This window comes from Christiangramia sp. LLG6405-1 (assembly GCF_045055805.1).
In the GTDB taxonomy this organism is placed as follows: Bacteria; Bacteroidota; Bacteroidia; order Flavobacteriales; family Flavobacteriaceae; genus Christiangramia.
Window position 1 is genome coordinate 2,041,007 of the sequence record NZ_CP159330.1, and the last position, 12,750, is coordinate 2,053,756.

13 protein-coding genes are annotated in these 12,750 nt (G+C 33.9%); all 13 read left to right on the forward strand.

Translation table 11 applies throughout. From position 1 onward, the window contains the following. Positions 1–6 precede the first annotated feature (6 nt). Genes ABVM50_RS09435 through ABVM50_RS09495 form a run of 13 tightly spaced genes read left to right on the forward strand, consistent with a single transcriptional unit; the run spans position 7 to position 12,726 of the window. Complete coding sequence (locus ABVM50_RS09435) at positions 7–1,287, forward strand: hypothetical protein (RefSeq protein WP_405198333.1); 1,281 nt, start codon at positions 7–9, stop codon at positions 1,285–1,287. 57 nt (positions 1,288–1,344) lie between these two features. Continuing rightward, entirely contained in the window at positions 1,345–2,628 is a 1,284-nt protein-coding gene (locus tag ABVM50_RS09440; RefSeq protein ID WP_405198334.1) for a nucleotide sugar dehydrogenase, read from the forward strand. A 7-nt stretch (positions 2,629–2,635) separates the two neighbouring features. Then, positions 2,636–4,030: a UDP-glucose 6-dehydrogenase gene (locus ABVM50_RS09445; protein WP_405198335.1), complete on the forward strand. Its 1,395-nt coding sequence runs from the start codon at positions 2,636–2,638 to the stop codon at positions 4,028–4,030. A gap of 1 nt (position 4,031) precedes the next feature. After that, positions 4,032–5,045, forward strand: a complete 1,014-nt coding sequence (locus ABVM50_RS09450) for an NAD-dependent epimerase (protein WP_405198336.1) — start codon at positions 4,032–4,034, stop codon at positions 5,043–5,045. A gap of 46 nt (positions 5,046–5,091) precedes the next feature. Continuing rightward, positions 5,092–6,477, forward strand: coding sequence for a hypothetical protein (locus ABVM50_RS09455; protein WP_405198337.1), 1,386 nt, complete (start codon positions 5,092–5,094; stop codon positions 6,475–6,477). Between the two features lie 4 nt (positions 6,478–6,481). Beyond that, complete coding sequence (gene pseB, locus ABVM50_RS09460) at positions 6,482–7,492, forward strand: UDP-N-acetylglucosamine 4,6-dehydratase (inverting) (protein ID WP_405198338.1); 1,011 nt, start codon at positions 6,482–6,484, stop codon at positions 7,490–7,492. Between the two features lie 2 nt (positions 7,493–7,494). Continuing rightward, complete coding sequence (gene pseC / locus ABVM50_RS09465; protein ID WP_405198339.1) at positions 7,495–8,679, forward strand: UDP-4-amino-4,6-dideoxy-N-acetyl-beta-L-altrosamine transaminase; 1,185 nt, start codon at positions 7,495–7,497, stop codon at positions 8,677–8,679. After that, entirely contained in the window at positions 8,672–9,355 is a 684-nt protein-coding gene (gene pseF, locus ABVM50_RS09470; protein ID WP_405198340.1) for a pseudaminic acid cytidylyltransferase, read from the forward strand. Before pseC ends, pseF begins: the two co-directional genes overlap by 8 nt. Continuing rightward, positions 9,342–9,899: a GNAT family N-acetyltransferase gene (locus ABVM50_RS09475; RefSeq protein ID WP_405198341.1), complete on the forward strand. Its 558-nt coding sequence runs from the start codon at positions 9,342–9,344 to the stop codon at positions 9,897–9,899. Before pseF ends, ABVM50_RS09475 begins: the two co-directional genes overlap by 14 nt. Beyond that, positions 9,896–10,483 carry a GNAT family N-acetyltransferase gene (locus tag ABVM50_RS09480; RefSeq protein ID WP_405198342.1) on the forward strand — a complete coding sequence of 196 codons (588 nt, stop codon included), beginning with the start codon at positions 9,896–9,898 and terminating at the stop codon, positions 10,481–10,483. The genes ABVM50_RS09475 and ABVM50_RS09480 overlap by 4 nt, the downstream gene beginning before the upstream one ends. After that, a complete protein-coding gene (locus tag ABVM50_RS09485) occupies positions 10,480–10,938 on the forward strand; it encodes a GNAT family N-acetyltransferase; N-acetyltransferase (RefSeq protein ID WP_405198343.1) in 459 nt (152 codons plus the stop codon). The genes ABVM50_RS09480 and ABVM50_RS09485 overlap by 4 nt, the downstream gene beginning before the upstream one ends. Next, the gene (gene pseI, locus ABVM50_RS09490; protein WP_405198345.1) at positions 10,938–11,981 is read left to right on the forward strand and encodes a pseudaminic acid synthase; all 1,044 of its coding nucleotides are present in this window, start codon (positions 10,938–10,940) and stop codon (positions 11,979–11,981) included. Before ABVM50_RS09485 ends, pseI begins: the two co-directional genes overlap by 1 nt. A 1-nt stretch (position 11,982) precedes the next feature. Beyond that, positions 11,983–12,726: an AAC(3) family N-acetyltransferase gene (locus ABVM50_RS09495; RefSeq protein WP_405198346.1), complete on the forward strand. Its 744-nt coding sequence runs from the start codon at positions 11,983–11,985 to the stop codon at positions 12,724–12,726. Positions 12,727–12,750 lie beyond the last annotated feature (24 nt).

A 12,750-nucleotide genomic window follows, 5' to 3' on the forward strand; every position in this document is an offset into this window, starting at 1 on the left:
AACTTAATGTTCAATAAATTGCAATTAAGCGTCTTAACAACTTCATTAATCTTTGTGGTAACTATATTCTTAGCAATATACTATTCACATATAAGTCTGGATGCACCTTATTACCTTTCTGTATCCAGGGATATAGCTTTAGGTTCCGTTCCGTACAAGGATATATATTTATCATATACACCTTTAATGATGTATTTGAATGCTCTGGTTTATTTAGCTATTGATCAGTTTAATTATAAAATCTTTTTAGGCTTTCAGTTTTTTATCATGTTAATCTCGCAATTAATTCTGTTTAAACTGGTTGTTAAGTATTTTAAATTCTCAAAACTAAACGCTGCATTAATATCAGTAATTTCAGGCTTAGCCATTTTGAGTGCAGATGGAACTTATATAAATTTGGAAGTTTATATGTTTCTAACAGTTATAGGTGCCATATATTTTTATTTCGGAAAACATATTTTTCTAACAGGATTCTTTCTTGGTATATCCTTCCTTTTCAAACAATATGGTATATTGAATTTTCTCCCATTTTACCTACTTATTTTGTTTTCTAAGGATGAATTTTTCAATAAACTGGTTTCATTAAGTTTAGGGGCAATTTGTAGTATAATCATATTTTTGTTTTATTTCGTAGTCCTAGAAAATGTTGCGCTAATCGCTATTCTAAAACAGCTAAGCGGGTATGACTATGCACAATATGCGTTGCTAAGATCCCCGGATTTTATCACTTGGTTTTTAGGAGCAAAAGTTTTTTTAATATTATTATTACCAGCGGTTGTATTACTTAATAAGAAGTTATTTCTTAAACAGAATCTTCCTTGGTTAATTGGGGCACTTATACATCTTATGCTTACTTTCTTTCAGGCATTCCAACACTATGTGATTCTTGCATTTCCTTACATTTTTATGCTATATGCCTTGAATTGGAAAAGCAGTTCTTCCTTATTTCTGAAATCTTTACTGGCTAGTAGTATTACGTTAGCTTTACTTTCAAATTTTAGAATTTTAAGGTATAAACACGTTTATTCTCATCAAATAGAAACAGCCGAAACAGCCGAAAAAGTTATACCGAAGAATGCCAGAATCTTCTTGAACGGTGATATCAGGTATCTGTACTGTGTGAATAATTATAAGAATCCATTGAAACAAGAAATTGGTTATTCATATTTTCATTTTCTTACAGCTGAAGATTTTAAGGATATAAATATACTATCGCCGTTTCCTATTGAAAACTTAAATACAGATGCATTAGAATTAGTAGGTAAGGATTTTTATTTAAAGCTTTAACTAGGAATTAACATCGTCAATAAATAGAATAGTAACTTTGCAAGTTCAAATTTTAGATTGAAAATAAATAAGAAAATAGCGGTTATTGGTCTGGGCTACGTGGGTTTACCGCTAGCTAGACTCTTCTCTTCTAAATACGCAGTGGTTGGTTTTGATATCAACTCGCAGAGAGTAAAAGAAATAATGGCAGGAAATGATTCTACCCTTGAGGTTGAAGATGAAGTTTTAAAAGCCTCTCTCAAACATAAGAACACAGATGCAAAAGGATTGTTTTGTTCAGCTAATCTGGAGGACATAGAAGATTGCAATTATTATATAATTACTGTACCAACCCCTGTAGATAAAAATAATAGACCGGATCTTACTCCTTTATATAGAAGTAGTGAAACTGTTGCAAAGGTATTATCTAAAGGAGATGTGGTGATTTATGAATCAACGGTTTACCCGGGAGTTACTGAAGATGAGTGTGTTCCGGTACTTGAAAAACATTCAGGTCTAAAGTTTAATCAAGATTTCTTCGTAGGATATTCTCCGGAAAGAATCAACCCTGGAGATAAGGAGCATACCGTAGAGAAAATACTTAAAGTAACGGCTGGTTCCACACCCGAGATAGGAGAACAGGTAAACAATCTATATGCTGAAGTAATTACTGCTGGAACCCATTTGGCTCCTACAATTAAAGTTGCCGAAGCTGCAAAGGTTATTGAAAATTCTCAACGCGACATTAATATCGCGTTTGTAAATGAACTGGCAAAAATTTTTAATCTGTTAGATATAAATACTCAAGACGTTCTGGAGGCAGCTGGAACCAAATGGAACTTTCTTCCATTCAAACCAGGACTTGTAGGTGGCCATTGTATTGGGGTGGATCCCTATTACCTCGCTCAGAAAGCTCAAGAATTAGGTTATCATCCAGAAATTATATTGGCGGGAAGAAGAATGAATGATTCTATGGGGCAGTATGTTGCTTCAGAAGTTATCAAGTTAATGTTGCAAAATGATTTGAAAATTAAAGGTGCTACAATTTTAATTCTTGGTTTTACTTTTAAGGAAAACTGTCCAGACGTTAGAAATACTAAGGTAGTAGATGTTGTGAAGAGTTTAAAGGACTATGGCGTACATATAACTATTTACGACCCTATAGCTAATCCTTCTGAAGTAAAAAAGGAATATAATATTACTACAACGAATACAATGCCAGAAAAAAAGTTTGATTCAATTGTGCTGGCTGTTGCCCATAATCAATTTCTGGAAATGGACTTAAACGATTATAAAAAGTCTGGTGCAGTAATATATGATGTAAAAGGAATTTTAGGCGATAGATGTGATCGCAAATTATAATAGAGATATGAAAATTAAGAATATTTGTTGCATTGGTGCTGGATACGTTGGAGGTCCAACGATGGCTGTAATAGCCCAGAAATGTCCTGAAATTAATGTAACAGTAGTAGATATTAATGAACAACGAATTGCGGCCTGGAATGATAAGGATGTGGAGAATATTCCAATATATGAGCCTGGACTTTCTAAAGTAGTTGAGGAAGCACGAGGCCGTAATCTATTCTTTTCAACAGACGTTGATAAAGCTATAGATAAGGCAGATATGATCTTTATCTCTGTAAATACGCCAACCAAGACCTACGGAATGGGAAAAGGAATGGCGGCCGACCTTAAGTTTATTGAATTATGTGCACGCCAGATCGCCCGAGTTGCTAAAGATGATAAAATTGTAGTTGAAAAATCTACACTACCAGTTAGAACTGCTCAGGCATTGAAAAACATTTTAGACCACACTGGAAATGGTGTAAATTACCAGATTCTCTCCAATCCGGAATTCCTTGCTGAAGGTACAGCTATAAAGGATCTAATGGATCCAGATCGTGTTTTAATAGGAGGAGATTTGGATACTGCAGAAGGTAAAGAAGCAATACAGGCGCTTGTAAATATTTATGCACATTGGGTTCCTCAGGAGCAAATATTAACTACTAATGTATGGTCTTCGGAATTATCGAAACTTACTGCTAATGCATTTTTAGCTCAAAGAGTATCCAGTATAAATGCAATGAGTGAGCTTTGTGAAAAGACCGGTGCAGATGTAGATGAAGTATCTCGTGCTGTTGGAATGGATTCCAGGATTGGAGCAAAATTTTTGAAATCTTCTGTTGGATTTGGGGGGAGTTGTTTTCAAAAAGATATTTTGAATCTCGTATATATCGCCAAATCTTTCGGTTTGGATGAGGTAGCCGATTATTGGCATCAGGTTATTATTATGAATGATCATCAGAAAAAGCGCTTTGCAGCCAAAATTGTACAAACCTTATTCAATACAGTATCCGGTAAAAAAATAGCGCTAATGGGATGGGCATTTAAAAAGGATACTAATGATACCCGAGAGTCAGCAGCCATTTACGTTGCAGATTACCTTTTAAACGAACAGGCAGACATTGTAATATATGATCCCAAGGTGACTGAAGAACAAATATTTTCAGACTTAGAATATTTGGGAACTAGATCCACTGAGGAAAATAGGGCTAGAGTAACTGTTTTGCAAAATCCTTATGAGGTTTGCAGTAATGCTCATGCAGTCGCTGTACTCACCGAATGGGATGAGTTTCAGAATTATGACTGGCAGAAAATATACGATAATATGCTGAAACCAGCATTTTTATTTGATGGAAGAAAACTGTTGAATAGGAAAGAAAAAGAAGAGATTGGTTTTGAGTTTTATGCAATAGGAAGTTAATATGAATATACTAGTTACTGGAGCTGCCGGATTTATAGGTTTTCATTTATCCAAAATATTGGTTGAAGCCGGACATACTGTTATAGGTTTGGACAATATTAATGATTATTATGATCCACAACTAAAATTTGCAAGATTAAAGGAATTAGGAATCTCCGAAGAAGAGTCAACCAACTATAATAATAAATGTAGTAGTAAAATTTTCAAAAATTTTCAATTTATAAAATTGAATCTGGAAGACAGAGAAAACCTTTCAGGTTTATTTGAAAATTGTGAAATATCAGTTGTATGTAATCTTGCCGCTCAGGCCGGGGTAAGGTATAGTATTGAAAATCCGCAGGCTTATATTGATAGTAATTTGGTGGGGTTTGCGAATCTTCTAGAATGCTGTAGACATCATGATGTTAAACATTTGGTCTATGCAAGTAGTTCTAGCGTTTATGGACAAAATGAAAAAATACCTTTCTCAGAAGACGATAATGTAGATCAACCAATAAGTTTATATGCGGCTACAAAAAAGAGTAATGAGCTTATGGCTTATACATATAGCCATTTATACGGTTTTAAAACTACCGGGTTACGATTTTTTACTGTCTATGGTCCCTGGGGAAGACCAGATATGGCTATGTTCCTCTTTACTGATGCAATATTAAAAGGAGAACCCATCAGAGTGTTTAATCAAGGTAATCTTGAAAGGGACTTCACCTATGTAGATGATATCGTAGCTGGAATCCAGAAAGTAATTGAAGCAGATTTAGCCGATTCAACAAATTCAACAATTTATAATATTGGTAATAGTAAACCTGTGAAACTCTTAGATTTTATCACTGAAATTGAAAAGAGTACAGGAATTTCTGCAAAAAAAGAAATGATGGCAATGCAACCTGGGGATGTTGAACGCACCTGGGCAGATGTAACTAAACTCGAAGAGGATTATGGTTATAATCCTTCAACCCAAATTAAAACAGGGGTATCTAAATTTATATCCTGGTATAAAACCTATTATAATACTTAACACTATTTAATTCTTAGAAGTTAAATGCAGTGATAATAATTAGTTCATGAACAAACCATTAAATCTATATATTCTTAACACTCCTCATGACCAGTGGGAGAAGTATTTAATTAAGTATCTTGGAGAAAGGAATTTAGTCGACAAAGCTGTAGTTCAAAAAACTGTAACTTCAAGTAAGCAGAAATTTTTGAACCTTGGTGAAAATGGTCTGGAAGGAAATTACCAACACGTTCCTATTGAAATCTATGATAAGCTTTACGAGCATTTGCCCACTTTCATAGATATGTATTCCAGAGTTAACTTACATAATTCTTCGAATTACAACGAATTTAATTTTCATCAATATTTAGATCATTTTAATTTGATGATAAATTATTACTATGATTTATTTGTAAAAAATGAAATAGATTTATTGATTCAAAATAATTCTCCGCATGCTGGATATGATTATATACCTCATATACTGGCATCTGAGATGGATATAAAAACTTTGTATTTAGCCCAAACGACTTTTCCTAATAAATTTTTTCATTACTGGGAGTTTAAGGATTTTGGAAGTTTTGAAACAACTGAGAAGCTTTTTGGGCCTCAACCGAATTATGAAATAGAAAACAAATTTGAGAAAGATCTCCCATACATGAAGATTAATAGAAGAGATGGTTTCAAGTTTTCTAATATTAGAAGTGTATCTACTCTAAATAACGAACTTACTAAATATGTTCCAGGCTTTCAATTGGCGAAAGATTTGCTGAAGCCGGAGTATAGGAGCCAGGCATATTATCGTTATAGCCTAAAGAAAGAATATGAATTAAATCGAAAAAGCTTAACTAGTGAAGTAGATCTGGAAAATCCTTTTATTTACTTCGCTCTGCATCTTCAGCCAGAGAAAACAACTTCCTCGTATGGAGGAAAATATTCAGATCAGGCTCTAGCATTAGAGCATTTATCTTCAATTTTACCTCACGGTTGGAAAATATATGTAAAAGAAAATCCTAAGCAATCTTACTTCATGAGAAATCCCGAATTTTTCAGAAGATTAGAAAGGATTCAAAATTTAGAAATTGTTTCTCCAACTTACAACACTTATGATCTAATTAAGAACTCTAAAATCTGTGCGACCATCGCTGGGACGGTTGGTTGGGAAGCTATAACAGGAGGAAAGCCAGTTATCATTTTTGGATGGGGTGCTTGGTATAAAACCTTACCTGGAGTATATACATTTTCTCCGGAGTTAAATTTAGAAGAAATATCTTCAAAAGAGGTAAACTTCGAAAATCTGCAAGTCAAGTTCAACGAACTTACAGATAAACTAGCACCTGGAGTTACATTGAATGAGAACTATCCTTCGTATTATAAAGACTATGATGTTGATGAAAATGATGTGGAGGTAGCAAAAAGTTTAGAGAAAATTATAAGATCAAAATTTAAGTAATATTATGTTAGCGAATAAAAATTTATTAATTACAGGTGGTACAGGTTCTTTAGGAAAGGCGCTTACAAAGCATATTCTGGAAAAATACCCGGAGATTAAAAGGCTGGTAATCTTTTCCCGAGATGAACAAAAGCAGTTCGAGATGGCTCAGGAATACCCTTCTGATAAATATCCTCAAATACGATTTTTTATTGGGGATGTTAGAGATGAAGCCCGTCTAAAACGCGCTTTTAAAGGTATCAACTATGTAATCCATGCTGCAGCGATGAAACATGTTCCTATTGCGGAATACAATCCTATGGAATGCGTTAAGACCAATATCATGGGCGCTGAAAATATTATTAATGCATGTTTAGATGCTGAAATTACCCGTGTGGTAGCTTTATCGACAGATAAAGCTGCTGCGCCAATAAACCTTTATGGAGCTACTAAATTAGCTTCAGACAAGTTGTTTGTGGCGGCAAATAACATTACCGGAGTAAATCCAATAAAATTTTCCGTAGTGCGATACGGCAATGTCATGGGGTCGAACGGTTCTGTAATTCCATTTTTCCTGAAAAAGAAAAAAGATGGGGTCCTTCCTATCACCGATCCTGAGATGACAAGATTTAATATTTCATTGCAAGGTGGTGTCGATATGGTAATGCATGCTTTGGAAAATGCTTGGGGTGGAGAAATTTTCGTACCGAAAATTCCATCTTATAAGATTACAGATGTAGCTGAGGCAATAGGACCTGAATGTGAAAAACCAGTAGTTGGTATAAGGCCTGGAGAAAAGATTCATGAAGAGATGATCACAGATTCAGATTCTTACTATACCTACGATCTTGGGAAATATTATACTATTCTACCAGCAACGCATAAATGGAAATTAGATGAATTTATTGAAAAATTCAATGCTAAAAAAGTAACCCCAGGTTTTCAATATAATTCTGGTGAAAATGAAGAATGGGAATCTGTAGAAAATTTAAGAGAATTAATCAAAAAGCATGTAGATCCAACTTTTAAAGTATAAATATGAATAACGCAATTCCTTACGGGCGTCAGAATATTACGGAAGATGATATTGAAGCTGTAGTAGAAGCTTTAAAATCAGATTACTTAACTCAGGGTCCGAGAATTAATGAATTTGAAGAAGAATTCGCAAACTATGCAAACAGCAAATATGCAGTTGCTGTATCCAATGGAACGGCAGCACTTCACCTTTGTGCTTTAGCTCTGGATGTGAAGCCCGGGGATAAAGTAATTACTACCCCAATTACATTCGCAGCCTCGGCAAACTGCGTTCGTTATGCTGGAGGAGAAGTTGTTTTTTCAGACATTGATCCAGACACATATCTCTTGGATATTGATAAAGTTAGAAAACTTTTGGATTCATCCCCTAAAGGAACTTATAAAGGTTTGATTCCGGTAGACTTTGCCGGTAGAGCAGTGAATCTTGAAGAATTTAGAGAACTTGCTAACGAATATGGTTTATGGATTATAGAGGATTCCTGCCATGCACCTGGCGGACATTTTATAGATTCGAAAAATCAAAAACAATTATGTGGAAATGGGCAATTTGCAGATCTTGCAATTTTTTCTTTTCACCCGGTTAAGCATATTGCTAGCGGTGAAGGCGGTATGATTACTACCAATGATAAAGAACTTTATGAACGACTATTAAAAATAAGAACACACGGAATCGTTAAAGATAATTCAAGGTATACGAATACTATTGGCTTTGCGGGTGGTAACGAAGAATATCCAGGATGGTATATGGAGATGCAGGAACTCGGTTACAATTACCGTCTAACCGATTTTCAGGCAGCTTTAGGAAGTAGTCAATTGAAAAGAGCAGACGAAGGTCTGGAAAAAAGAAGGGAAATAGCTGAAAAATATAACAAAGCCTTTAGCGATAATGATTTTGTAAAAGGACAATCAGGAGTGATTGAAGGACATGCTTATCACCTTTATATTCTTGAAGTTGAAAATAGACTAGGACTTTACGATTTTCTACGTGAGCATAAAATCTTTGCGCAGATTCATTATATTCCTTGTCATTTAATGCCTTATTACCGTGATATGGGGTATCAGGAAGGTGATTTGCCATTAGCAGAGAAATACTATAAGCATTGTATTAGTTTGCCAATGTTTCCTACATTAGAAAGTGCAGAACAGGATTTTGTAATTTCAAAAATTCAGGAATTTTATAATGACTAAGAATCTATGCATCATACCCGCAAGAGGCGGTAGTAAAAGGATACCGCGAAAGAATATAAAAAGCTTTTTAGGTAAACCTATAATTTCTTACTCTATCGAAGCTGCTCTTGAAACAGGTATATTTGAGGAGGTAATGGTATCTACAGAAGATGAAGAGATTGCAGATGTAGCAAAAAATTATGGAGCCAAGGTTCCATTTTTTAGAAGTTATAAAAATGCTGATGATTATGCAACTACCGTAGACGTACTTTTAGAAGTCATACAGCAGTATGATAAATTAGATAGGAGCTTTGATAATATTTGTTGTATTTATCCCACAGCACCATTCGCAACAAAAGAAAAACTGGAACAGGCATATAGAAAATTAGACAGTAAAAATTTTGACGCTATATTTCCCGTTCTGGAGTATAGCTATCCAATACAACGTGCCTTAAAGTTAAAAGAAAGTAAAATCTCACTATTCTATCCCGAGAATGAAACTAAACGTTCACAGGACTTTGAAAATTCATATCACGACTCAGGACAATTCTATTTTTTGAAAACTAATCGTTTTTTAAAGAATCGAACCGTTTTTACAAAGAATTCGGGAGCCATTATTCTTTCAGAATTAGAAGCTCAGGATATTGATAACGAAATCGATTGGAAATTAGCAGAAATGAAGTATGAGCTCTTATAACTTTCTTAGTAAGGAAGTCTTTTCTAGAGGCGAATATTCTATAATTCCAATTAGAAAGGAAGATCGCTACGATATTATGAAATGGCGCAATGAGCAAATGTATCATTTACGTCAAAGTGAACTACTAACTAAAGTTCAGCAGGACAGATATTTTGAAACGGTAGTAACTGCATTGTTTGAAGAAGATAAGCCAAATCAAATTCTTTTTTCATATCTGAAAGGAAATGAATGTATTGGCTACGGAGGTTTGGTTCATATTAATTGGATTGACAGGAATGCTGAGATTTCTTTTATTATGAATACAAATTTGCAACAATTTGAATTTCATAAGCATTGGGGAACATTTTTAAATTTGATTGAAGAGGTCGCATTTAATCAATTAAATCTACATAAACTTCACACATTTGCATTTGATCTTAGACCTGAAATATATGAGGTACTGGAAAAGGCAGATTTTATCAAAGAGGCGGTTTTGAAGGAACATTGTTATTTTGAAGAAAGGTATATTGATGTAATTATTCATTCTAAATTTAACCAATTATGAAAACTTTTAAAGGAGAAAGAATTTATTTAAGAAAGATCGAGATCAATGATATAACCGATAGGGTTATGGACTGGTTTGAAGATAAAGAGCTAATGGAATTCTATACTAACTCCAAAAAGACAATTACTAAGGAAACTTTAATTCAGTCAATTAAAAGTGGTGAGGAAAAAGGAAACCTTTATACTTATGGAATTTTCACTAACGAAGAGGATATATTAATTGGAACTATAAAGCTAGGCCCGATAAACTTTAATCATAGAATTTCCGATCTGGTGATATTACTAGGTGATAGAAATTATTTAGGAAAAGGTTTGGCTGTTGAAGCTATAAAAGTAGGTAACGAATTGGCATTCGAAGAATTTGATATTCGAAAGCTGTTTGGTGGAATGTATGAATCAAATGTTCCATCTATAAAGGCCTACACGAGGGCAGGATGGCTGATTGAAGGAAATTTAAAAGGTTTTTACCTTCATAATGGTGAAAATGAAGATAGAATCCTGGTGGGTTGTTTTAATCCAAAATATTTCTCCAACGAGGAAATAGAAAAAATTGCTTCTAACCAGAAAAGATATTATCAACTTTGAAAAAAGTTTTGAGAAACATGAGTGCAAGCGATATGGAACTGATGTACAGTTTGCGTAATCATCCAGAAATTCGATCAAATTCATATGACTCAAAAGAACTTTTATTAGAAGATCATAAGGAATGGTTTGATAAGACACTAAATTCTAATTCCGTATTTACCTATATATTAGAAGTAGATAAAAAGCCTGCAGGAGTTATCAGGTTTAGTAATGATACCTCTAACTTGGCCGCTAAAATTAGTTACTCAATAGATCCGGTTTATAAGGGGAAAGGTCTTGGTACCGAAATATTAAATCTGGGAATAGAAAAAAATAAAATAGAGAATTCAGATTTAAAAAAAGTTTATGGATACGTACTTAAAAAAAATTACGCATCTAGTAGAATCTTCGAGAAATTAAAATTTACCAAAATTTCCGAAAATGAATCAGAATTGAAATTTGAAAAGATAATCTAATGAAAATAGGAAATAGAGAAATAGGTAAAGATCAATCCGTCTTTATCATAGCCGAATTGTCTGCAAACCATAACGGTAGCCTTGAAGTGGCATTAGATACAATTAAAGCCGCAAAAAGAACAGGTGCAGATGCTATCAAATTACAAACATATACAGCAGATACAATGACTATCGATGCCAAGACTTCAGACTTCCTATTGAGTCAAGGCACTATATGGGATGGTAAGTATTTACATGATTTGTATAAGGAAGCATATACACCATGGGAATGGCACGAAAAATTATTTAAAGCTGCGGAAGAAGAAGGCTTAATCTGTTTCTCATCTCCATTTGATGCTACAGCTATAGATCTTTTGGAAAAATTAAATGCCCCGGCGTATAAAATCGCATCTTTTGAAATTACAGATATTCCTTTAATTGAATTAGTAGCATCAAAAGGAAAACCTGTGATCATTTCTACGGGAATTGCCGGTAAAGAAGATATTGAACTTGCTTTAGATGCCTGCCATAGAATGGGAAATAAAGAAGTGGCACTTCTTAAGTGTACATCCAGCTATCCAGCTCCTATAGATGAAGCAAACATGATAATGGTTAAAGATCTGGCTGAACGTTATGAAGTAATTACAGGGTTATCCGATCATACCATGGGAGGAACAGTTCCAGTTGTAGCTACCTGTTTTGGAGCTAAAATAATTGAGAAACACTTCATTCTAGACAAATCAATAGGAGGTCCTGATGCATCATTCTCGATGGATGAAAATGAATTTACAGCAATGGTGAATGCTGTACGCGATGCAGAAAAAGCTATAGGAGTTGTAGATTATTCGCTAACTGAAAAGCAAAAGAAAGGCAGGGATTTTTCCAGATCTCTGTACGTAGTGGAAGATATTGAGGAAGGTGAAAAAATCACCTATGAAAATGTAAAATCTATAAGGCCGGGATTCGGTCTTCATCCAAAATATTATTCTCAGATCCAGGGAAAAAAGGCACTTAAAAGCCTGAACAAAGGAACGCGATTATCATTAGAAGACATAGAAAGCTAAAATGATTGAAGCAGAATTAGAAAATTTTATAAAAGGAATAGATCTTCCTAAGAACAAAATTTTATTCTTACACGTAAGATTGAAAGGTCTTGCAGATGATATGGCTTACGATGCATTATCAAAAAAGATTATCGGCCTTTTTGAAGATTTGTATTGTCCCAAAACAATATTGGTTCCTACCTTTACTTATGCTTATACTAAAACCGGTATCTATAATAAAATGGAATCACCAGCTGAAGTAGGTAGATTTAGTGAAGAAATCAGGAAAATGTATGATTGGGAATGCAGAACAAATAATCCTGTATTTAATGTTATAGATACAACTAATTATTTCGCGGATTATGATTTAAAGGAAGAAACTGCTTTTGGTAATGATTCTCTAATGCATCTTCTTCATGAAATGGGCCATATAGTAATTAATCTTAATGTTGAGAAATTCATAAGTACTTATCTGCATTTCATGGAATTTCACCACAATGTTCCATACAGATATATTAAAAATTTCCCTGGAGAAGTTATATTATCTCCTAAGAACAAAAAAAAGGTTGACTATAAGTATCATGTAAGAGATTTAGAAGCTAACACATCCTGGGATCGCGATATGATTAAGAAAACTCTTGCCAATAAGAATGGATTAAGAGTTTATGATTCAGGGGATATAGAACTTTCATGGATAGATTCCAAGAATATGGAATCAATTTTAGGAAATGAATTAATCAAAAATAAAAAATTCTTGCTGGGTTAAGTAATAATTTTTAAATGTAGATTT

Excerpts from the sequence above, each read along its gene's own strand:
- ABVM50_RS09435 (WP_405198333.1), top strand. The coding sequence starts at position 7 with ATGTTCAATAAATTGCAATTAAGCGTCTTAACAACTTCATTAATCTTT.
- ABVM50_RS09445 (WP_405198335.1), top strand. The coding sequence starts at position 2,636 with ATGAAAATTAAGAATATTTGTTGCATTGGTGCTGGATACGTTGGAGGT.
- ABVM50_RS09450 (WP_405198336.1), top strand. The coding sequence starts at position 4,032 with ATGAATATACTAGTTACTGGAGCTGCCGGATTTATAGGTTTTCATTTA.
- ABVM50_RS09455 (WP_405198337.1), top strand. The coding sequence starts at position 5,092 with ATGAACAAACCATTAAATCTATATATTCTTAACACTCCTCATGACCAG.
- pseB (WP_405198338.1), top strand. The coding sequence starts at position 6,482 with ATGTTAGCGAATAAAAATTTATTAATTACAGGTGGTACAGGTTCTTTA.
- pseC (WP_405198339.1), top strand. The coding sequence starts at position 7,495 with ATGAATAACGCAATTCCTTACGGGCGTCAGAATATTACGGAAGATGAT.
- pseF (WP_405198340.1), top strand. The coding sequence starts at position 8,672 with ATGACTAAGAATCTATGCATCATACCCGCAAGAGGCGGTAGTAAAAGG.
- ABVM50_RS09475 (WP_405198341.1), top strand. The coding sequence starts at position 9,342 with ATGAGCTCTTATAACTTTCTTAGTAAGGAAGTCTTTTCTAGAGGCGAA.
- ABVM50_RS09480 (WP_405198342.1), top strand. The coding sequence starts at position 9,896 with ATGAAAACTTTTAAAGGAGAAAGAATTTATTTAAGAAAGATCGAGATC.
- pseI (WP_405198345.1), top strand. The coding sequence starts at position 10,938 with ATGAAAATAGGAAATAGAGAAATAGGTAAAGATCAATCCGTCTTTATC.
- ABVM50_RS09495 (WP_405198346.1), top strand. The coding sequence starts at position 11,983 with ATGATTGAAGCAGAATTAGAAAATTTTATAAAAGGAATAGATCTTCCT.